Origin of the sequence: Zobellia uliginosa (assembly GCF_900156625.1) — a bacterium.
GTDB lineage: Bacteria > Bacteroidota > Bacteroidia > Flavobacteriales > Flavobacteriaceae > Zobellia > Zobellia uliginosa.
Map to the genome: position 1 here is coordinate 564446 of NZ_FTOB01000001.1, position 21867 is coordinate 586312.

The 21867-nt window shown below is 44.0% G+C and carries 17 protein-coding genes; 6 read left to right on the forward strand and 11 right to left on the reverse strand.

Annotation, left to right across the window (positions count from 1 at the left end):
- Window positions 1-62: 62 nt before the first annotated feature.
- Both BW980_RS02355 and BW980_RS02360 read right to left on the reverse strand, forming a co-directional pair.
- Window positions 63-626 carry a hypothetical protein gene (locus BW980_RS02355; RefSeq protein WP_076453339.1) on the reverse strand — a complete coding sequence of 188 codons (564 nt, stop codon included), beginning with the start codon at window positions 624-626 and terminating at the stop codon, window positions 63-65.
- A 23-nt stretch (window positions 627-649) separates the two neighbouring features.
- Window positions 650-1567: an OmpA family protein gene (locus tag BW980_RS02360; protein WP_076453340.1), complete on the reverse strand. Its 918-nt coding sequence runs from the start codon at window positions 1565-1567 to the stop codon at window positions 650-652.
- 344 nt (window positions 1568-1911) lie between these two features.
- Between BW980_RS02360 and BW980_RS22480 the strand changes: the two genes are divergently transcribed.
- Entirely contained in the window at window positions 1912-2055 is a 144-nt protein-coding gene (locus BW980_RS22480; RefSeq protein WP_175609836.1) for a hypothetical protein, read from the forward strand.
- Window positions 2056-2182: 127 nt separating this feature from the next.
- Here the strand turns inward: BW980_RS22480 and amaB are convergent, their stop codons facing one another.
- The 6 genes from amaB to BW980_RS02390 form a co-directional block, all read right to left on the reverse strand.
- Window positions 2183-3736 carry an L-piperidine-6-carboxylate dehydrogenase gene (gene amaB / locus BW980_RS02365; protein WP_076453341.1) on the reverse strand — a complete coding sequence of 518 codons (1554 nt, stop codon included), beginning with the start codon at window positions 3734-3736 and terminating at the stop codon, window positions 2183-2185.
- Between the two features lie 134 nt (window positions 3737-3870).
- Window positions 3871-4224, reverse strand: coding sequence for a DUF1304 domain-containing protein (locus BW980_RS02370; protein ID WP_076453342.1), 354 nt, complete (start codon window positions 4222-4224; stop codon window positions 3871-3873).
- A gap of 15 nt (window positions 4225-4239) precedes the next feature.
- Entirely contained in the window at window positions 4240-4434 is a 195-nt protein-coding gene (locus tag BW980_RS02375) for a hypothetical protein (protein WP_076453343.1), read from the reverse strand.
- A 5-nt stretch (window positions 4435-4439) separates the two neighbouring features.
- Entirely contained in the window at window positions 4440-5852 is a 1413-nt protein-coding gene (locus BW980_RS02380; protein WP_076453344.1) for a CHASE domain-containing protein, read from the reverse strand.
- A gap of 92 nt (window positions 5853-5944) precedes the next feature.
- Window positions 5945-6484: a 3-hydroxyanthranilate 3,4-dioxygenase gene (locus BW980_RS02385; RefSeq protein ID WP_076453345.1), complete on the reverse strand. Its 540-nt coding sequence runs from the start codon at window positions 6482-6484 to the stop codon at window positions 5945-5947.
- A 142-nt stretch (window positions 6485-6626) separates the two neighbouring features.
- Window positions 6627-7103: a CAP domain-containing protein gene (locus BW980_RS02390; protein WP_013992841.1), complete on the reverse strand. Its 477-nt coding sequence runs from the start codon at window positions 7101-7103 to the stop codon at window positions 6627-6629.
- A gap of 346 nt (window positions 7104-7449) precedes the next feature.
- On the opposite strand from BW980_RS02390, the gene BW980_RS02395 reads away from it, so the two are divergent.
- Window positions 7450-12966 (forward strand): alpha-2-macroglobulin family protein, encoded by a 5517-nt coding sequence (locus BW980_RS02395; protein ID WP_076453776.1) that lies wholly within the window; start codon window positions 7450-7452, stop codon window positions 12964-12966.
- Between the two features lie 76 nt (window positions 12967-13042).
- On the opposite strand, the gene BW980_RS02400 is transcribed toward BW980_RS02395, so the two are convergent.
- Both BW980_RS02400 and BW980_RS02405 read right to left on the reverse strand, forming a co-directional pair.
- On the reverse strand, window positions 13043-13462 hold the full coding sequence (locus BW980_RS02400; protein ID WP_083690322.1) for a lipocalin-like domain-containing protein: 420 nt from the start codon (window positions 13460-13462) through the stop codon (window positions 13043-13045).
- 456 nt (window positions 13463-13918) lie between these two features.
- Window positions 13919-14455 (reverse strand): CvpA family protein, encoded by a 537-nt coding sequence (locus tag BW980_RS02405; RefSeq protein WP_076453347.1) that lies wholly within the window; start codon window positions 14453-14455, stop codon window positions 13919-13921.
- 83 nt (window positions 14456-14538) lie between these two features.
- On the opposite strand from BW980_RS02405, the gene BW980_RS02410 reads away from it, so the two are divergent.
- The 4 genes from BW980_RS02410 (at window position 14539) to BW980_RS02425 (ending at window position 20653) form a co-directional block, all read left to right on the forward strand.
- Window positions 14539-14895: a hypothetical protein gene (locus BW980_RS02410; RefSeq protein WP_076453348.1), complete on the forward strand. Its 357-nt coding sequence runs from the start codon at window positions 14539-14541 to the stop codon at window positions 14893-14895.
- A 114-nt stretch (window positions 14896-15009) separates the two neighbouring features.
- Window positions 15010-17355, forward strand: a complete 2346-nt coding sequence (gene pbpC, locus BW980_RS02415) for a penicillin-binding protein 1C (protein ID WP_076453349.1) — start codon at window positions 15010-15012, stop codon at window positions 17353-17355.
- A 102-nt stretch (window positions 17356-17457) separates the two neighbouring features.
- On the forward strand, window positions 17458-18939 hold the full coding sequence (gene glpK / locus BW980_RS02420; RefSeq protein ID WP_076453350.1) for a glycerol kinase GlpK: 1482 nt from the start codon (window positions 17458-17460) through the stop codon (window positions 18937-18939).
- 46 nt (window positions 18940-18985) lie between these two features.
- The gene (locus BW980_RS02425; RefSeq protein ID WP_076453351.1) at window positions 18986-20653 is read left to right on the forward strand and encodes a glycerol-3-phosphate dehydrogenase/oxidase; all 1668 of its coding nucleotides are present in this window, start codon (window positions 18986-18988) and stop codon (window positions 20651-20653) included.
- A 93-nt stretch (window positions 20654-20746) separates the two neighbouring features.
- Here the strand turns inward: BW980_RS02425 and BW980_RS02430 are convergent, their stop codons facing one another.
- A complete protein-coding gene (locus tag BW980_RS02430) occupies window positions 20747-21742 on the reverse strand; it encodes an NAD(P)H-dependent glycerol-3-phosphate dehydrogenase (protein ID WP_076453352.1) in 996 nt (331 codons plus the stop codon).
- Between the last annotated feature and the right edge of the window lie 125 nt (window positions 21743-21867).

Genomic DNA, 21867 nt, shown 5'->3' on the forward strand with positions numbered 1-21867 from the left:
GATATGATGGGGTATAAAAAAACCCCGCATAGCGAGGTCTGGATTTGAGATATACGAAAGGTTCATAACTTTCCGTGATCGTGCTCATCTTGCCACCTGGCAAGTTCCGTCCATTTTCCTTCATAGCACATCTTGGCCTGCATTGGCCATGATGCCGGGTCGTGGATTTTATAGCGATCACCGCCACCTTTTAGAACTTCTTGGCAGCGGGCAACGGAGGTTTCCGAAAGATCCTTCCATGTTTTGATACCCTCGGCATGAAACAGCCCTTCTATCTTGGGTCCAATACCCTCTACGACCTTTAGATCGTTTTCTTTTACAGTTTTACCGATTGCCGCTTTTGCCGCGGCAGCATCGAAAGGAACAAGAATCGGAACGGCGGCCATGGGCGTAGCGCCTAATGAAGATGAAACCTCCTTGGTTTCGGGCATGGTGATCAGTTGTTGCTTACAGGCCTCAAGTTGGGCCCGTAGTCTCGAATTATCGTCGTTACAGCGCTTTAACTCGTCTGAATTATCGATAACCTTGGTGTTCGACTTGCCTAAGAGATACCCTAAGATTCCACAAATGACTCCGACAAGAAGTGGGATCAACCAGCACATCATATTTATATTTCCAGATTCCATTTTCTTTTAGTTTTAATTATTGATTATTTAATAGATATTACGGTTCTTCTGTTCTTGGCCCTTCCCTCTTCGGTAGCATTGCTGGCTATAGGGTCGTTGGATCCCTTTGATGAGCTTGCTATTCTATCGGCGGCAATCCCATTTTGAACAAGATAGGCTTTGGCAAAATCGGCCCTACCTTGCCCGAGACGAAGGTTGGTTTGTCTACCTCCCTTACTATCGGTATATCCCACGATGTTGCATTTGGCATTTTCGACCTTGTCAAGATACCTTACGATGTCCGCAATTTTTAGGCGCTGTTCTTCGGAAGGGTTTATGGAGGCTTCTGCCGTATCAAAATAAAGGACCAAAGGGTCTGAAGTTATTTTTTCGTAAAGTGCCTTTATTTCATCATCGTCATTACCTGATTTTTCGCTAATACCATAGGCAATGGGGCCTTTGAATATGTTGCCGTCGGCCACCATATCGTCCATCAATTTCCCTTGGATGTCGATTTGTGAGGACGGAATTTCAAGTGATGTGAGGTGGTTTTTGACCGAGTTTGCCCGTGCGAGGCCTAAGTTCGGAAAAGCGGTGTTGTTGTCTTCGTCACTTTGGTAATATCCGGTAAGGGTCAATATCTTGTTTTTATGGGTGGCCAAATAGTCCTTTAGGGCTGGGCTGATACCACGGCTTACGTTTTCCGATACCGGTTCTATAAAACGAGGGCTAGATCGATTAAAATTGAAATTGTCTTGGGTCTCGTAGCTAAAGTCGCCGTCACTTAGGGCAAAAGGATAGGAACTGGCCCTAGGAGGGGCCGGGGTAGGTGCTACCTCTTGTTTTGCTTCCTCTTGTTGTTGAACCATTGGCCTACAATTGCTACAGCAGTTGATATAAAAATAGATACCTACTATGATGGTAATGATGATACCAAGTAGGTACAGGGTTGAACGTTTCATCGTAATGGAGTGTTAAGTGTTTAGACTACAATGTATTAAAAAAAACAAGACAAATGTTAAAACTGACTAATTAATAAGTAAAGTATTACAAAATGTATTTCGGTTTTCGATGAAATACGGTTGTAGAAGGGGAGATGTGTTAACCTTTTCCATTTAGGCCACACGAATGGGTAAAAGATATTGTTGCCGATTGCTATTCCCTACGGATAGACACGACGACCAGTTATACAGGAAATCTAACTAGTTGTGTATTTAATGGATGGGGCTATACATTATTACTTTGGGGACAAGACTTAGATATATACTTTTATAGGGCAGAAAGGATAATTCTAAAACGAGAAGTTATGAAAACTGAAATTATCAAAATCGCAAATTTTATATGCATGTTCATTGTGTTGGGCACGCAAGCTTTACTCCACGGAAGTTGGAAAATGCCCAAGACCGCAACCGTACGCGGTAATAGGGAAGGAATTAAAGATATGTTGTGAAAAAGGAAAGTGTATACAAAGATGCTTGAGTTAGTCTAGTGTTTAAAAACCCGCTATTTTTTTACTTGTCTATTCGGGGGAAGGTCAAGTAATTAACGGCGGGTTTTCACATAAACACATTTCACTTCTATAAATCGAATTTGATGCCTTGCGCCAAAGGAAGCTCAGTAGTATAGTTAATGGTATTGGTCTGTCTGCGCATATAGACCTTCCAGGCATCGGAACCTGATTCGCGACCGCCACCGGTTTCTTTTTCCCCTCCAAAAGCACCTCCAATTTCGGCACCTGAAGTACCTATATTTACATTGGCAATACCACAATCGCTACCTGCAACCGATAAGAAGTACTCGGCTTCACGAAGGTTGTTGGTCATAATGGCCGAAGATAGGCCTTGGGCCACGTTGTTTTGAATATCGATGGCGTCTTCAACGTTTCCCGAATATTTCAAAAGGTAAAGTACCGGGGCAAAGGTTTCGTGCTGTACGATTTTAAAATCGGGTTGCGCCTCGGCAATGGCCGGTTTTACATAGCAGCCGCTTTCGTAGCCCTCGCCTTCGAGAATACCTCCATCCACAATAATTTTTCCTCCTTCTTCAACGACTTTATCAAGGGCATTTTTATAATGGGCCACCGCATCGGTGTCGATAAGTGGACCTACATGGTTGTTCTCGTCCAATGGGTTGCCGATTCTAAGTTGTTTATAGGCTTCTACAAGGGCCGTCTTGACCTGGTCGTAAATACTTTCGTGAATAATGAGCCTTCTGGTCGAGGTACAGCGTTGACCTGCCGTTCCTACCGCACCGAATACCGCGCCTATTACCGTCATCTTAATATCGGCATCGGGGGTGACGATTATAGCGTTGTTGCCCCCCAGTTCCAAGAGCGATTTGCCTAAGCGGGCCGCTACGTTCTGGGCTACGATTTTTCCCATACGGGTAGAGCCTGTGGCCGATATCAGGGGGATTCGTGAATCGGTGGTCATCATCTCACCCACGCGGTAGTCACCGTTGATCAAACAAGAAATGCCTTCGGGCAGACCGTTGGCCTTAAAGACTTCTATGGCAATATTTTGACAGGCCACCCCGCATAAGGGTGTTTTTTCAGATGGTTTCCAAACACAAACATCACCACAGATCCATGCCAAGGCCGTGTTCCATGCCCAAACGGCAACGGGAAAGTTGAAAGCCGAGATAATACCGACCACACCCAGTGAATGATATTGCTCGTACATTCGGTGACCTGGGCGTTCGGAATGCATGGTAAGACCGTGCAACTGCCTCGAAAGACCTACGGCAAAGTCACAGATATCGATCATTTCCTGTACTTCTCCCAAGCCTTCTTGGTAGCTTTTTCCCATTTCGTACGATACCAATTTGCCTAAGGCTTTTTTTTTCTCCCTTAACTTTTCTCCAAATTGCCTCACGATTTCGCCTCGTTGCGGAGCCGGTTTGCTTCGCCATACCTTAAAGGCTTGGGGCGCGGCAGCCATCACTTGTTCGTAATCTTCTTTAGTGGTCGTCTTGACTTTAGCGATCAGTGCCCCGTCTACTGGCGAGTATGATGAAATAATTTCTCCGGAACCAAAATGTGAGGAGCCTGTTGAGGTACCGTGGTTTATATCCATTACACCTAAATCCTTAAGCGCTTTTTCGATACCGAATTGTGATGCTAAATTTGACATTTTATAACTTTTTATTGCGTTATTGTTATATTTTTTGATAAAGATACTTCAACTATTCCAGAAAAGTAAATTTTAATCACATGTATGCCGACTAGGAATGCGATCAAAACTACGGGACGATTGTGCGGCCTAGCTTAGATTAAGATAAGGGCAATGGCCAACAGGGCGGGAAGGGCCTGTATGTATAGGATTTTTTTGTCTACCGAATAGGCTCCGTAGATTCCGGCGATAGCAACACAGCTTAGAAAGAAGAGCGCGATGTTTTCTTGCCAGAGTGGGTCGGATATAAAAAAGGTCCATGCTAATCCGGCGGCGAGAAAACCGTTGTAAAGCCCTTGATTGGCGGCCATGGGTTTAGTGGCCTCAAAGAGTTCTGAGGGAAATTTTCTAAAAATCTTTTTGCCCTTGGTCGTCCAAGCGAACATTTCAAAATATAGGAAATACAAGTGTAGGAGCGAAATAAAACCAATAAGTATTTTTTCTGCCATAACGCCTTTGTTTTTCTATGTTTGGTTATTGAAAATAACACTAAAATTGGTGCCGGTACTGTCTGAATTATACGAAAGCTCGGCAGAAATCTGTCGGCAAAGTGCCTTTATGATATCGAATCCTATGCCTTCGGCGTTTTCGATGGCAAAGCCTTCGGGAAGGCCTTTGCCATTATCGCGTATGGTCAATGAGATATTCGATTTGTCCAACTTTTTTACGTCGATACGGAGTTCGTTGTAATTTTTTTGTCTGGGTAGGCGTGTTTTACCGCGTTGGTCACAAGTTCGGAAATGATCAAGGCCAGCGGAACGGCCTTATCTAGGTCTATTGATATTTCTGGGCAATTGATCTTGTAGCTGAAAGAGGGTGAGATTTTATTTTGGTATTCCATGAGATCTTTCAGGTATTCATGTAGGTTCACGGCCTTTGAATCTTTGTCCTGATAGATTTTTTGATGGGTGAGCGCTATGGCCGATATACGTGCTTGACTGTCTTCTAAGGCCGTTATGGCCTCTTTACTTACCAGTTTGCGTTTCTGCATGTTGATCAAGCTAGAGGTGATCTGAAGATTGTTCTTTACCCTGTGGTGGATTTCCCGTAACAAGTTTTCCTTTTGTTTGTTCGATTCCTCAAGTTCGCCCGTACGCAATAGTACACGGGCTTCAAGGCGGTCGTTATGATTGTCCCTTCTTCTGGCCAAATGGGCCAAGAGCAGCGTTGTGGCCAGGCCGAGGATAAGAACTACATAAGATTCGAAGACATGCGGAAAGGAGAGGTACTCTTGTTTGGGCACGAAGTGAACGTCCCATTTGCGATCTATTGCATTGATACTCTTTTTGATGATGGTTTTCTTGTACTGGTCTTTATGGGTCTTGCTGGTGGGTATATTGGAAAACAATAGCGTATCGCCGGCTTCATGATCGTGGATGCATAGATTGAATACCTTAATTTCAGATTTTAGGGTTTCGGAAATCAACTTGTCCATACGGTATACCCCAAGAACAATGCCCTTGTTTTTGGGCGATTCTGCGGAACTTACCGATTTTAAGGCCAAGATTCCTCTGACCCCGTCAGCTTCCGAAATCAATTGAATAGGGCCTGAAATGGCAGGTTTGCCAGTTTTTAAGGAACGTAAGATGGCCTCTCTTTTTGTGCTATCGGAAAACACGTCGTATCCCAAGACTTGATTAAAAGGCGCTACTGGATTTAGGGTGGTAACCGGGTAATGTACATTGTTTGATGTTGTTCGAACGAGCTGCCCGCTAGAGTCGATTTGGGTAATTGTTCTGTACTCTTCGAACTTTGTCCTCAACGAGTCTTCGACCTTTGGAGCCCAGGCCAATGCCTTGATGCCGTTAAGTTCTTTTATAAATGGGTCGGTAAAGCGCTCAAAAAGGTTTTGGGGTATATAGCGTTTGTTCTCGTAGAAAAAGGCCATTGACTCGACCACCAAATTTATTTTGTTGAGCTCGTCTTCAAGTTTTATCACCGATTTGGTAACGGCGCTGTCTACGGCCGACTTGTTTTGAAGCAGGTACCTGTTATTGATCGAAAAGAAAATAAATAAGGCTAAACTACTTCCGATAAGGAGAACGGCCAAGTATTTTAGAATTTGCAGAGTGGTCATAAGAGGTTGGTATGGGGAATCCTAAAAACTTTGGCGACGCTAATGCCATTACCAAAGAACGACAATTTTATATTGATAAGCCAATAAAAACGTCAATCATGGGCGATAAATCTCTCATCTACGGGCATTACCGTCCCACAATTGTCGCAGGTGCGAAGTGTTTCGGAGCTGTAAAAATGCTTGAAGTGTTTGAGAAAATCTACTTCAATATCATTGAGTTTAAAGTAAACATCATAAAGTTTATGGTTGCAATTGTCGCAGAACCATAGAAGTCCGTCCTCCACATCTAGATCGGCCCGTTTTCTTTCGATGACCAAGCCTATGCTTCCTTCAGTGCGAACCGGGGAATGTGGCACTTTTGCGGGGTGTAAGTACATATCGCCAGGACCCAGCTTCATGGTTTTTTTTTGCCCGTCTTCTTGTATGTGTACTTCTATTTCGCCCTCCAATTGGTAGAAGAGCTCTTCGGTTTCGTTAAAATGATAGTCTTTTCTGGCATTGGGGCCAGCTACTACCATAACAATATAATCACCGGCATCTTTATACAGGTTTCTATTGCCTACCGGGGGTTTTAGGGAGTGTCTGTTTTCTTCAATCCAGCGATTGAGGTTAAAGGGAGCTTTTATGGGCATTTTGTTCAAAATTTACGACCACTTCCCCTTCCCTAATAAAATCGAGAATGGGGAATAGTTGTTGTTACAATCTCAAATTTATGAAAAACTTGCCCTTATCCCTATAAATATCAGACGATAATGCTCCTTTAAAGCTGAAAAATTACCTGTAAAAGATTTGTGTAAAGTACATTTTGCCATTGCTGCCTTTCTTGACACTTACCGCGGTATGGGTAAACTCCCCTTCTATGGTTCGTTTGTGACTGGCACTGCTTAGCCAGCCATCCAAGGCCTGTGAAGCGTTGGCGTAATCCCTACCTACGTTTTCGGCCACAAATTTAGCAGCTTCTTTTGCGGAAATATCCGATGCCCTAGTACTAAAATTATCGTGGTTAAGGGTGCCTTTGGCAATCATGTAATCGGTATGTGCGTTGGCGTGGGTATAGGCCACGGCGCTGAACTCCAGTGAGTTTTGTCCAATGGAAACGCGGTGTCCGTTCACGGCTTCCAATAATTCTTTTTCTACTGCTTCGGCAGTCTCGGCCTCGGTAATATTTGTAGTGTCGACAGACTCTTTACTGCAAGAGGCCAAAGTACATACAAATAAAACGAGTGCAGCAAAGTGCATTCTCATTTTCATACAAAGTTCTATTTGTAAGTAGGCGTATTCTAGAAAAGTAGGAAGGAAGAATGGGGTATTCTCGTGTTCTATACGCGATAAGGGGAGTTATCGTCTGGCTAATATCTAAAATATTATGATTGCTAGGTTCTATAATTTACTCTTTTCGATGAAATACACTCCTTGATTTTGCGTTGTAAGTCAAACCGTACGATAGGCCTGTAATTTAATCTACGGCAGAAATTTTAATTGTTCGGAGAATTTGATATGCAGGGGTACAGTCCTTGTTCGGATGCTACTTAATTCACGGTAAACCGTGATGGATTCCATAATTCTATCCGTTAATTTTGTGAAAAATAGGTTTTTTATGAAAATCAATATCCGTTTTTACGTTTTACTCCTTTTAATAGGAATTGTTTCGTGTACTTCAAAGAAGGAAGGTACCCATATGCAATTAGACGATATCGGCAAGTTTCAAGACTATGTTATCCAAGTCTCACATGGTGTTATATCGGCACATAGTGATGTTCGTGTGGTACTGACCGAGCCCGTAGCGTCTTGGGAGAGCGGAAAAGAGCTTGAAGCTGATCTTCTTACCGTAGAACCGAAAGTCAAAGGAAAGGTCGTGGCGCTCGATTCACGAACTATTGCCTTTACGCCCAACACCCAATTTGAACAAGACACCGAATACCGTTTTACGCTCGACCTTGAACGTATCAAGAAAGAGCTTCCTGAAGAACTAGAAGAGCTTAATTTTAGCGTTAAAACGTTAAAGCAACAATTCAATATCTATACCAACGCCATCCAGTCTTATTCTTCCTCATTGCAATATGTAACGGGGCAGCTTCGTATGGCCGATGTTTTTCCTCTGGAAAAAGTAAAACAACTTATAAGTGTAAAACATAATAATAAATCCGTTCATGTACGCTTCGACGATGCGGTACAAAAGGGAACCCTGTTCGCCTTTACCATCGATAGTATACAGCGACTTGAAAACGATTCGGAACTTGAGGTAGAGTGGAACGGAGATAAGTTCGATATTGAAAGTAGTGGTAGTAATACCATACAAATACCGGGGAAAAACAACTTTACGGTCTTAGATGCGACCGTAGAATCCGGTGAAAATGCCCGGGTCTTGATCAATTTTTCAGACCCCATAAAAAAAGGACAGAATTTTAAGGGGTTGGTGGTATTGGAACAAGATGATAATCCAAAATATTCCGTTGACGGCAATACGCTGAGGGTGTATCCGTCCAAAGATATACAGGGTACGGTCAACATCGATGTTTTTGAAGGTATAGAGAGTACGGAGGGCCGTAAATTGAAATCGAAATTTACCGAGCGCGTCGCTTTTGAACGGTTAAAGCCCCAAGTGCGTTTGCTTTCTAATGGTACTATACTTCCTTCTTCCAATAATCTAAAGGTTAATTTTGAAGCGGTAAGCCTGAAATCGATAAAAGTTTCGGTATTTAAGATTTATGAAAACAATGTCTTGCAGTTCCTTCAGGGGAACAATTTGGGTGGCCAAGGTAATTTAAGGGCCGTGGCCAGACCAATTGCGCGTAAAAAAATTGTGTTGGACAACGCCGTTTCGGACCTTAACGATAAATGGACTGCCCATGCCATAGACCTAAAAAACTTGATTTCGCCCGAAAAGGGTGCCATGTACCGCGTTGAATTCGACTTCGGTCCTGAAGACAGTGCCTATAAATGCGATAGTACCAATTTCGACCTTTCACCCGATGAAGAGGAAAATTACGATGAGGAAAGCGAGGACAGCCTGTGGGACAATGTAGGGGATTATTATTATAACGATTACTACTACGATTATAACTGGAACGAACGTGATAACCCTTGCGATCGCTCCTATTACTACGATAAGAAGATCGGGACGAATATTTTAGCTTCCGACATAGGCCTTACCGTTAAAAGGGGAACGAATAAAAGTTACTTTGTAGTAGCTACAAATATTCTGGATGCCATGCCTATGGCCGGGGTAAAGGTCACCTTTTACAATTACCAGCAACAAGTCCTCGGACATGTGATTACCGATGCGGAAGGGAAGTCGATTTACGATGCCGATGCCATGGCCTATTTTGCCGTAGCCGAAAGCAATGGACAAAAAACCTATGTAAAGCTCAATGATGGAAATACGCTATCGGTAAGTAAGTTCAAAGTAGCCGGGGTACAATTGCAAAAAGGATTGAAAGGCTTCATTTTTGGCGAACGCGGGGTCTGGAGACCAGGCGATGAAATTTACCTATCCTTTATCTTGAACGACAATGCAAACAAGCTTTCCGCGGGGCACCCCGTTAAATTGGAGCTGTTTGACCCTTACAGCAAGGTGGTATACCGTGAGATAAAGACGAGTGGCCTTAATAATTTCTATCAGTTCAATGTCAAGACCGAGGCAAACGCACCTACGGGAAATTGGATGGCCAAAATATCCGTCGGTGGGGCCTCTTTTAGTAAGACACTGAAAATTGAGACGATAAAACCCAATAGGTTGAAAATAAAGACCGATTTTGACGAGGACCTTCTTAAGGGAGACAAACCTATTTCGGTGGACATGTCGGTCAATTGGTTGCATGGCGCCGTGGCCAAAAACCTCAAGGCGGATATTACGGCAAAGTTTAGCCCAACCTCAACGGAGTTCGATAAGTTTCCAGGCTATGTTTTTAATGACCCTACCCGCAATTTTTCGGTAGAGGATCAGGTCATCTTTACCGGTAAGGTAGATGAACAAGGTAAAGCCCGGTTTACGATTGCCCCTCAGTTTAAGAGCAAGGCCCCAGGTATGTTGAAGGCTGCTTTTATTATCAAGGTTTATGAAAACGGAGGGGATTTTAGCACCGATGTCTTTACTAAAAAGTACGCGCCTTACAGTACCTACGTAGGTTTGAACGTGCCCAAGGGAGATAAGAGCAGGGGAATGCTGCTTACCGACACCCCACATAATTTCGAAATCGTTACCGTTGATGAAAACGGAAAAGCCAAAGCGGTCAAGAACCTGAACGTTACGGTGCACAAGGTCAATTGGCGATGGTGGTGGGATACTTCTGCCGATAACCTATCGAATTTCAGTAGCAGTCAATACCACGAAAAAGTTTTTGAAAAGACGATAAGCACAGGTTCGAACGGAAAGGCGGAGTTTCAGTTTGAGTTAAAATATCCAGAATGGGGAAGATACCTTGTTTACGTAGAAGACCCGAATGGCGGGCATGCTACCGGAAAAACAGTATATATCGATTGGCCGGGATGGGCCGGGAAATCTAGAAAGAACGACCCTTCGGCCGCAACCATGTTGGTTTTCTCGACCGATAAGGAAACTTACAATGTTGGGGAGTCGGCTACGGTTACCTTTCCGAGTTCCGCCGGTGGCCGGGCCTTGGTTACGGTAGAAAACGGTTCTGAGGTGCTTGAAAGCCTATGGGTAGGTACGACCCAGGGCGAAACCAAGTTTCAGTTGCCGATAGAAGCGGCTTACACGCCTAACATTTATGTACACATCTCCTTGCTGCAACCCCATGCCAGTACGTTGAACGATAGCCCGATTCGCTTATACGGGGTGATACCGGTTTCCGTAGAGAATCCCGAAACAAAGCTAAGTCCCATAATATCAATGCCCGAAGTGCTTAGACCCGAAGAGACCATCACGGTAAAAGTGGCTGAAAAGACCAAAAAAGCCATGACCTATAGTATAGCCATTGTCGATGAGGGACTGCTCGACTTAACCCGATATCAAACTCCGGATCCATGGAATTCATTTTATGCGAATGAGGCATTGGGGGTAAAGACCTGGGATGTTTTTGACGAGGTCATAGGAGCGTTTGGGGGCAAGGTCAACCAAGTCTTCGCTATCGGTGGCGACGGGGAACTGGCAGGAGCCAAAAATAAGAAGGCCAACCGCTTTGAGCCCATGGTGGTCCATTTAGGGCCTTTTAGCCTTAAAGAGGGAGAAAGTAAATCGCATCGTATCAAGATTCCGAAATATGTAGGTTCGGTACGTACCATGGTCATTGCCGAAAACGAAAAGGCCGAAGCCTATGGGATGGCCGAGAAAACCGTTCCGGTACGCAAACCTTTAATGGTTCTCGCATCCTTGCCCAGAAAGATTACACCGGGTGAAAAAGTGACTTTGCCCGTTACGGTTTTTGCCATGGAAGAAAAAGTGAAGAACGTGACCTTAAGGTTGAGGCCCGACCCATCTTTTGTTATTTCGGGAGATGCGAAACAATCGCTTAGCTTTTCCCGGCCCGATGAAAAAATGGCCTATTTTGAACTGGAGGTTGCCGATTTCAAAGGGATTGGAAAAGTGGTGGTAGAAGCTTCCGGGAACGGGGAAAAAGCCTCTTTTGAGATTCCTATCGACGTGGTCAACCCGAATCCGGTAACATCCGACAGGCAAGAAGTGGTTCTGGAACCGAATTCCTCAAAACACATTTCCTTGGAAACCTTTGGTATATCGGGAAGCAATTCGGCCCAGATAGAATTTTCTTCCCTGCCGCCAATGGACTTCAACGGGCGTATGCAATACTTGATACGATACCCGCATGGATGTGTCGAACAAGTTACTTCGGCCGCATTTCCACAACTCTATCTGAAGGATATTTTTGATTTGGACGGAAACAAAAAGAAAAGGATCCAACAGAATATCGTACGTGCGGTAAAAACTTTGGGAGGCTATCAAAATACCACGGGCGGTTTCTCTTATTGGCCCGGTCAAAACTATTCTAACGATTGGGGCACAAGCTATGCCGGCCACTTTTTGCTAGAGGCCGAAAAGAAAGGCTATGTACTTCCCTTGGGCTTTAAATCGAGTTGGGTACCTTATCAGCAGAACAAGGCCAAACAATGGCGTCCGGGCTCTGGTGGGAGCACCTTGGCTCAGGCCTATCGCCTATACACCTTGGCCTTGTCGGGTAATGCCGATGTGGCCAGTATGAATCGATTGCGAGAGAAAAACGACCTATCGAACGATGCGAAGTTTCGTCTTGCTGCGACCTATGCCCTTATCGGACAACATAGTGTGGCCGAAAATATTTTAAAAATGGCCCAAACCAATTTTAGCGACCCAAAAGGGAATACTTACGGTTCTAAAGATAGAAATCGCGCTATGGCCCTAGAAACCTATGTGCTCTTAGGCGAAAAGGTAAAATCAAATAGCCTGGCCGATGATTTGGCCAAGCGACTTTCGTCGAATCAATGGATGAGCACCCAAACTACGGCATACAGTTTGGTCGCCATGGCCAAATTTGCAAAAATGGTGGGCGGTAAAGGTATAAAAGCCAGCTTGACGGTCAACGGAAAACAGGAAGATGTGAGTACTTCCAAAAGCTTGGCAAATCGTGACATCGCCATTAAAAAAGGAAGCAACCAGCTCATCCTTGAAAACAAGGAGTCGAATACCTTGTTCGTAAGCCTTGTCAACCAAGGGATATTGCCGGTAGGTGAAGAGAAAGCTATCCAAAGGAACCTAAGGGCGCGACTAACCTTCAAAGGGAGAAACGGCAATGTTTTAGATGTATCGCAAATAACCCAAGGAACTGATTTTGTTGCGGAGGTGAGCTTGACCAATACTACGGGGCAGGCAATCAAAAATATGGCGCTTACCGAAATATTTCCGAGTGGGTGGGAGATTGTAAACACCCGCTTTACCGATTTTGGCGACTTTGCCGATAACCAAGTCACCTATACCGATATTAGGGATGACCGAAGTAATTTCTACTTTGATATGGAAGCCAATGAAACCAAAACGTTCAGGGTACTTTTGAACGCCTCGTACTTAGGACGTTATTATTTGCCCGGTATACAGGCCGAAGCCATGTACGACAACGATTATGTGGTGCGAACCCAAGGTCGATGGGTAGAGGTGGTACAATAAATGTACCTTCGAAATTCAATAACAAAAAAAGACCTTTTAGAAGGTCTTTTTTGTTTGGGGGCCGTAGTTTGGAGGGCTATTTCTTTTTGTATTTCTTTTTATATGTTCCATTTCCTTCATCAAAGGTAAGGGTAAGGATGTCGCCGGAAATACTGAATTTGGCAACAGTAATATCTGGATTGTTTTCGGTACCATAATCCAATCGTACCTTACTGTCGAATTGATAGGTCCAAGAGCCCGAGGAATGGGTGCCTTCTATGCACCCATCGCCCGCTGTACTGGCAAAGTGGTATTCATAATCAAAAACATTACCGTTTTTAAAGCGAAGCAGGTCCATACGCGTACATTCATCGGCGAGTTCTTTGCCATTGTCATCGGCATAGGCAATATATGACCAAGTACCTAAAATGTCGCCATCACCTCCGGAGTCATCTTTTTTACATGAAGTAAACATACAGCCTGCGGCCATGGCGAATAGTAAAATCGGTTTTTTCATCTTGTTTCCGTTTGGTGAGGCCTTAAAACGGCCCAATTTTCGGGAAATTATATATGAAGACGCCTTTTAGAGGAAATACAGGTTTTAATGGGGAAATCCGAAATGAAAAATCGACGTCTTGCATAATAGTTGGTTTAGGGGCAAGACGATGTAAGAAAAGGATAGATAAAACACACAGTATTGACTTTTAAAACAATATAAGGTCGGAGCATATTTAAACACGTGTTTTTTGATAGTTGTCTTACCTACCGAGCGAAACCTGTAATGTCGCAATCGGGAGAACATAAGCTATCAGTGCTAACTCTTTTGTTTTAGGTTTTTGTGTCCTGAATTAGATGTTTTCCCTGAAATAAAAATAAAATTTGTGGAGCTTCCTGCGGTATGATTGGCAAATAGGGCTTTCGGGAAGGTGTCGATTGTGGGGGAAAGCACAACGTGGGTATTGAAAATTAGGTTTTAGATAACTACACTTTCAATTTCTTCGGTTTCTTCCTTGGGTTGAATAGGGCTGTCTTCCTTCAAAACCTTTGAGAATATAAAAGCCCCGATTTCTTTAATGGGCCCGTATAATACCGATTCTTGCATGGTCTCATCTTTTACGACCCCGGAAGAATTGTTGACGCGTTCAAAGAATATGAGCAAGGCCCCTAATATCACGGCCACTTTAACCACGCCAAAAATGCCTCCCGCAACTTTGTTAAGTAGTCCTAACATGGCAAAGTTGGCGATTTTCGTCAAGAACTTGCCGGCCAGTTGTACTGCCAATACGATTACGATAAAAGTAATGACAAAGGCGGCAATATTAATGTACTGTTCGTTCCAATCCATGTTTTGTGAAAGGTGGTCGCCGGCGTAATATGAAAAATGAATAGCGCCATAAATTCCCGCAATTAAGGCGACAATAGAGGCAAGTTCCACAAAAAGTCCGTTTTTTAAGCCTTTCCAAAGGCCATATAAAAGCAGTAATCCTAAAATAATATCCAAGAAACTCATAAGGGTGGTCTTTACACAAAAGTAGTGTTTTGATTCGTACCTTTGTGGACTACAGCGCAGTAAACAAAAAAACGCGAGAATAGATGTCTAGAGATGAAGAATTAAAAGGAAGATGGAGTGCATTGGTAGAGAAGTTGTCGGCCCAGTTCGCCGATGGTGATCCCTTAGAACTCGATGCCATTATCTATTTGGTTGGCGTACAGGAATTAGGACAGTACCATCGAAAATACAAGAAAGACGATAAATTAGACCTGATGCACATTGCCATCTGTCGTTTGTTGGAACCATATGGCTATTATGAGTTCGATTATTTTGATGAGGAAGGATGGCCCCACTACCATGTCAAGGAAGAATTGCCGCCTTTGAAAGCGGGGGAACAGGCCGTATTGATGAAGGAAGCTGTTGTCGGCTATTTTCTGGAGAAGGAATATATTGTTTGATGCCTTTGAAAATACGTCTTATAGGCAACTTGTCTTTAAGGGTGTATAAGGGAAGCAAAGGTTTCAAAAGATAGGCCTTCTGTTAGTTTGATGGCACAAGTACGATTTTAAGAGATGAAAGGTTTGATCCAGTTTTTTAAGAGACACCCCATAAAACTTACCTTGTTGTTTGTGGCTGTGGTGGCGTATTACTTTTGTCTGCCCCAGAACCTCTTTGACGCACCAACGGCCACAGTAGTGGAAAGCAGGCAAGGAAGCTTGTTGGGTGCCCGAATTGCCGACGATGGCCAGTGGCGATTTCCTGTTGCCGATAGTGTTCCGGATAAATTTGAGCAATGCATTTTGCAGTTTGAAGACGCTCATTTTTATGAGCACTTTGGCTTCAATCCGATTTCAATGCTAAAGGCCCTACGCGAGAATGTTGCCCAAGGAAAGGTAGTGAGGGGCGGTAGTACGCTTACCCAACAGGTCGTACGTCTGTCAAGGGGCCAAAAAAAACGTTCGTATGTTGAAAAGCTCATCGAGTTGGTATTGGCTACCCGGCTAGAAATACGGGAGTCAAAACGGAACATTTTAAAACTTTACTGTGGACATGCACCCTTTGGGGGCAATGTCGTTGGACTTGAAATGGCGGCGTGGCGGTATTTCGGACTCAGGCCTTATCAGTTGTCTTGGGCGGAAAGCGCGACATTGGCGGTGCTGCCCAACGCACCGGGCCTTATTTATCCGGGAAAGAATCAAGATCGACTTTTAAAAAAACGCAATCGGCTGCTGAAAAAACTGTTTGACAATAAGATCATTGATCGACTTACTTACGACCTTTCCTTGCTTGAACCACTTCCGGCCAAACCTTTTTCCTTGCCCGACACGGCTCCGCACCTAGTGCAGTATATGTCAAAAACCGATAAGGGACAGCGTATTGTAAGCAGTGTTGACGAAAAATTGCAACAGCATGTAAACGCCATCGTTAAAAAACACCATGCCAACCTCAAGCAAAATCAAGTGCACAATGCTGCGGTAATGGTAGTCGATGTGCACACACGTAAGGTTTTGTCATATGTGGGCAATACACCTACCGATGCTGAGCATCAAAAAGATGTCGATATGGTAAGGGCCAACCGTAGTACCGGAAGCGTACTCAAACCATTGTTGTATGCGGCTATGTTAGATGCGGGGGAGCTATTGCCCGATATGTTGGTGGCCGATGTGCCTACCCAAATAGCGGGGTATAGCCCTGAGAATTTCAGCGAAAGTTATAGTGGGGCGGTCGCGGCCAAGAAAGCGCTGGCGCGTTCGTTGAATATACCCGCGGTGCGACTGCTGCAAGCGTACGGATTGGAAAAGTTTAGAGACCAACTTGATGTTTTTAAGCTAAGGGGGATAACAAAATCTGCCGACCATTACGGACTTACCCTTATTTTAGGAGGGGCCGAAAGCAATCTGTGGGACCTTTGTAAAACGTATGCAAACCTGGCCGGCACCCTTAACCATTTTAATGCCACATCGAGTGAATATTACACCGGAGAGTTTACCGATTTGGACTTAAAAACCGACGCAACGGTCGATTATGGGAAAAAATCCCTTGAAAAAACGGTTTTCGATGCAGGAAGCATTTACCTCACTTTTGAAGCTATGAAGGAGGTAAACAGGCCCGAAGGCGATGAATCATGGCAGTTCTTCGATAGCAGCAAGGAAATTGCCTGGAAAACAGGAACGAGTTTCGGTAACAAAGATGCATGGGCCATAGGCGTTACTACCGACCATGTGGTCGGTGTGTGGGTCGGGAATGCCGATGGCGAAGGACGGCCCAACGTAAGTGGTGTTTCGAGTGCCGCACCACTAATGTTCGATGTTTTTGATGTCTTGCCCCGTAGCCAGTGGTTTCAAAAACCCTTTGACGAATTTACCGAAATCAATGTATGCGCCAAGAGCGGTTATTTGGCAACCGACCTTTGTCCCGTAAAGCGGATAGCTATTCCCAACAAAGAAAATTATGTTAGCTCCTGTCCGTATCACCAAATGGTCCACTTAAATGCCCAACGGCAATTCCAGGTAAACTCTTCCTGTACCGACATGTCGAATATCGTCTCGGAACCATGGTTTGTGTTGCCTCCCCTAATGGCCTATTATTACCGCTCGTCAAATCCTTCGTATCGCGAGCTTCCTCCTTTTCAGGCTAATTGTCGCAATGACAGCGACCCGCCCATGCAGTTTATATATCCAAAAAACGGAAGTCGTATCACACTCGCCAAGAATTTTGAGGGCAAGACGAACGAGTTGGTCGTAAAATTGGCCCATACAAAAGCGGGCGCTGCCGTTTATTGGTATCTCGACGAAACTTTTGTGGGACAGACCCATACCTTTCATGAAATAGCCCTGTTGCCCGAGGAAGGCCATCACAAGATTATGGCCTTAGACAGTTTTGGCAATGAAGTTTTCGTTACGATTACCATTGAATAGAATTCCTACTTTGTAGTTGCATATTATTCGAGTATATTTATATATCTTTGCTGTGCTACACTATGCTACTGTTGTGTGGTTTTGGCTTTAAAACTTTCTCAAATGAAATACATTATATCTCTAGACCAAGGTACCACCAGTTCTCGCGCATTGCTTGTAGATCAAGAAGGCAAGATTCAGGGCATGGTGCAGAAAGAATTCAAACAGATCTTTCCAAAGTCGGGTTGGGTAGAACACGACCCCAAAGAAATTCTTGAAACCCAATTGGGGGTGTTAAAAGAATTGTTGAAGAACGAAGGTGTTGCCGCAAGTGACATTTTGGCCATTGGGATTACCAATCAACGTGAGACCACAATGGTATGGGACAAAACTACCGGAGAGCCCGTTTATAACGCTATTGTTTGGCAAGATAAACGTACGGCGGATATTTGCGAACATCTAAAAAAGAGTGGATTATCAGAGCATGTAGGACAGACTACCGGACTTGTAATTGATTCTTATTTTTCCGGAACCAAGGTAAAGTGGATTTTAGACAATGTGGAAGGGGCACGTGCAAAAGCCGAAAATGGCGATTTGTTAATGGGTACCGTAGACACCTGGTTGGTATGGAACATGACCAATGGCGCAAATCACGTCACAGATTATACCAATGCATCACGCACCATGATTTACGATATTGTGAACCTAAAATGGGACGATAAGATGCTCAGGGCCCTTGGTATTCCAAAACTGATGCTTCCCGAAGTAAAGCCATCGGCACATCATTTTGGCGATTATGAGGTCGATGGGGTTAAAATTCCGATTGCCGGTATTGCCGGTGATCAACAGGCCGCTTTGTTCGGACAGGCCTGTTTCAATAAGGGCACGGCAAAAAACACCTATGGAACAGGGTGCTTCATGCTTATGAATACAGGGGAAAAACCTCAATTTTCCAAAAACGGGCTCCTTACTACCATCGCTTACGGATTGGATGGAAAAGTGAACTATGCACTTGAAGGAAGCATATTTATTGCGGGTGCAGCCATTCAGTGGCTTCGCGACGGATTGAAAATTATCAAGGATGCCAAGGAAACGGAAGCGCTTGCCGATTCTGTTGAAGGTGAAAACCCGGTCTATGTGGTTCCCGCTTTTGCAGGTTTGGGAGCTCCCTATTGGGATATGTATGCCAGGGGAGCGGTATTTGGATTGACAAGAGATACAGGTAAGGCACATTTGGCGAAGGCTACTCTAGAATCATTGGCTTACCAGACCAAAGATATTTTAAAAGCGATGGAAGATGATTCTGGAATTCAGCTGAAAAACCTTCGTGTAGATGGTGGTGCTTGTGCCAATAACCATTTAATGCAATTTCAGGCCGATATATTAGATTCTGAGGTTCACCGCCCAGAAGTAATAGAGTCTACAGCTATGGGTGCCGCGTTTTTGGCAGGTATTCAAGTGGGACTATGGAAACAAGAAGATGTGGATCAAAATAGACCTATGAACAGAATCTTTAAGCCTACCTTTGACCGTGTAAAAAGGAAACGTCTTTACAAAAAATGGAAGCAGGCCGTAGAGCGAACCAAAGGATGGGAAGAACAATAAAAGGAAGACACAGCAGTGTAATACCGCAACACAGTAAAAGAATGTTATGAAAAATATTAGGTTTTCAAATTTGGATAGGGCAAAAACGATTGTCGAACTTACCTCCAGTACCTACGATCTTGTCGTTATCGGTGGAGGTATTACAGGCGGGGGGATCGCCCTTGATGCCGCCTCACGTGGACTCAAAGTGGCCTTGGTCGAAAAAGGGGATTTTGCCTCTGGAACCAGCAGTAAATCGACCAAGTTGATACATGGCGGACTGCGGTATTTAAAGCAATTCGATTTTTGGCTGGTAAAGGAAGTCGGCTCTGAACGTGCCATCGTCCATAAACTGGCACCACATTTGGTCCTTCCTGAAAAAATGTTGCTTCCCCTTATTGAAAATGGTTCATACGGTAAGTGGCTGACTTCAATCGGTCTGAAGGTATACGACATTTTGGCCCAGGTAACCGGTGACGATAAGCGTCAGATGCTTGAGAAAAAAGAAGCTTTGAAACTAGAGCCTTTGCTTCCGAAGAAAATATTGAAAGGCGCCGGTTATTATGCCGAATACCGTACCGATGATGCGCGCTTGACCATTGAGAATATCAAGTCGAGCCTATTGTTCGGGGCACAGGCCCTAAACTACGCCGCCGTAGAGGATTTTATTTACGAAGATGAAAAAGTAGCGGGGGTTCAAGTAAAAGACGGGGTCTCAGGGGCCACTTTCAATATTAAATCGAAATATGTTATCAGTGCTGCGGGCCCATGGGTCGATGAATTGCGAAGCACCAATAATTCTAAAAAAGGAAAGCAATTACACTTGACCAAAGGGGTGCATTTGGTATTTCCTAAAAAGAAATTACCGATAAAGCAATCCGTTTATTTTGATGTACCCGATGGTAGAATGATGTTTGCAATACCGCGCGGTAAGGTCACCTATATCGGTACTACCGATACCAATTACAATAAGGACAAGGATAACGTTCGCACAGACTTGGCCGATGCCATCTATCTCATATCCGCAGTGAACAACATGTTCCCCGATATCAATCTAGAAATGGACGATATTATATCATCATGGGCAGGTTTGCGTCCCTTGATCCATGAAGAGGGAAAATCGGCTTCCGAACTTTCGAGAAAAGATGAAATATTCACTTCCGATACAGGCCTGATAAGTATTGCCGGAGGTAAGCTTACCGGGTATAGGAAAATGGCGGAAAGGGTCGTTGACCGCATAGCCAAAAGAATGGAAGAAGAAGAGGGCACCGAACTAAAAGAGTGTTATACCGAGAAGATATTTCTTTGTGGCAACGTAGATTTTAAAAAGTTCAAGCATGTTGAAAAATACATCAGTGAAGTTTACAGCCGTATCAAAGGGGATGGTTTTACCAAGCACGATGCTTGGTTCTTGGTTACCACCTATGGAAAGCAGACCGAAATGATTCTAGAAAATTATGACGGTTTGAGCGATACCGATAAATACGTACGTTTGGCAAAGGCCGAACTGCGTTTTTGCATCGACTACGAAATGGTGCAGAATCCCATGGATTTTTTCATTAGAAGAACGGGTCGCCTGTATTTTGACATTGACAGCGTTAGAACGCTAATGGAGCCTATTCTGGAAGAATTTAAATCCATTTTTGCCGTAAACGATGAACAACTGGTCTCATGGCGAAATGTTTTGGAACACGAATTAGACGAGCATTCTAATTTTTCCCTAGATCGTGCATAACCTATTTGGGTAATTTTAAAAATAAGTTGAGTTGGAAATCGGGCCGTAGTTTTAAACTGCGACCCGATTCTTTTTTACCTATATTTTGTATGTTTAATCTAATTTATCGGTAAGGCCCTTGAAGACTTTACTGGCGCTCTTTCCTTCGTAGAGAACGGCGTATACGGCATCGATTATCGGGGTCTTGACCTTCTTCTTGAAGCTTGATTTCAGTTTATAGGCACTGGCCGTGGCATAATAGCCCTCGGCTACCATACGCATCTCCATTTGGGCGCTTTTTACGGTGTATCCCTTGCCGATCATATTACCGAACATACGGTTACGGCTAAAGGTGGAATAACCGGTTACCAAGAGGTCTCCCAGATAAGCCGACTCATTGATGTTTCGGTCTATTTTGTGAATGCGCTTGGTAAAGCGTTTCATCTCACGAATGGCATTGCTCATAAGTACACTTTGAAAATTGTCGCCATAGCCTAGACCATGGGCTATACCGGCCGCTATGGCGTAGATGTTCTTTAGCATGGCAGCGTATTCCGTACCGATGATATCATTGGTGGTCTTGGTCTTGATGTAGCTACTGCTTAGGTTTTTGGCTACAAATTCGGCTTTTTTCGTATCTGCGCAGGCTATGGTCAGGTATGACAGACGTTCAAGGGCGACCTCTTCGGCATGGCAAGGCCCGGCAATAACGCCAATGTTCTCAAAGGGTATTCCGTATTTTTTGTGAAAATGCTCGCCCACGATCAATCCTGTTTCGGGTACAATGCCTTTAATGGCCGAAAACACGATTTTATCTTTCAGCGAACCTTTGATTTTTTGCAACTCGCCCTCAAGAAAGGCCGAGGGTATGGCGAATATGAGAATGTCAGAATTGCTGACCGCCTTGTTGATGTCGTCGGTAAGCTCAAGTTTATCGGTGTCAAATGTTACCGATGTTAGGTAATTGGGGTTGTGTTTTTGAATGTTGATAAAACCTACGGCATCTGAATTTCGCATGTACCAACCCACTTTTTCTTGGTTCACACAAAGCATTTTTACAATGGCCGTAGCCCAGCTTCCGCCGCCTAATACTGTAAATTTTTTGGTCATGGTGCTATGATAAATGACTTAGTTACTATGGTATGGTTGGTTGTGGGTATTGGGGTTTCACTGGATACAAAACTAGTTAATTTAAAAATTGAAACCTTATGTATTGATTAACAGAGTGTTAAAAA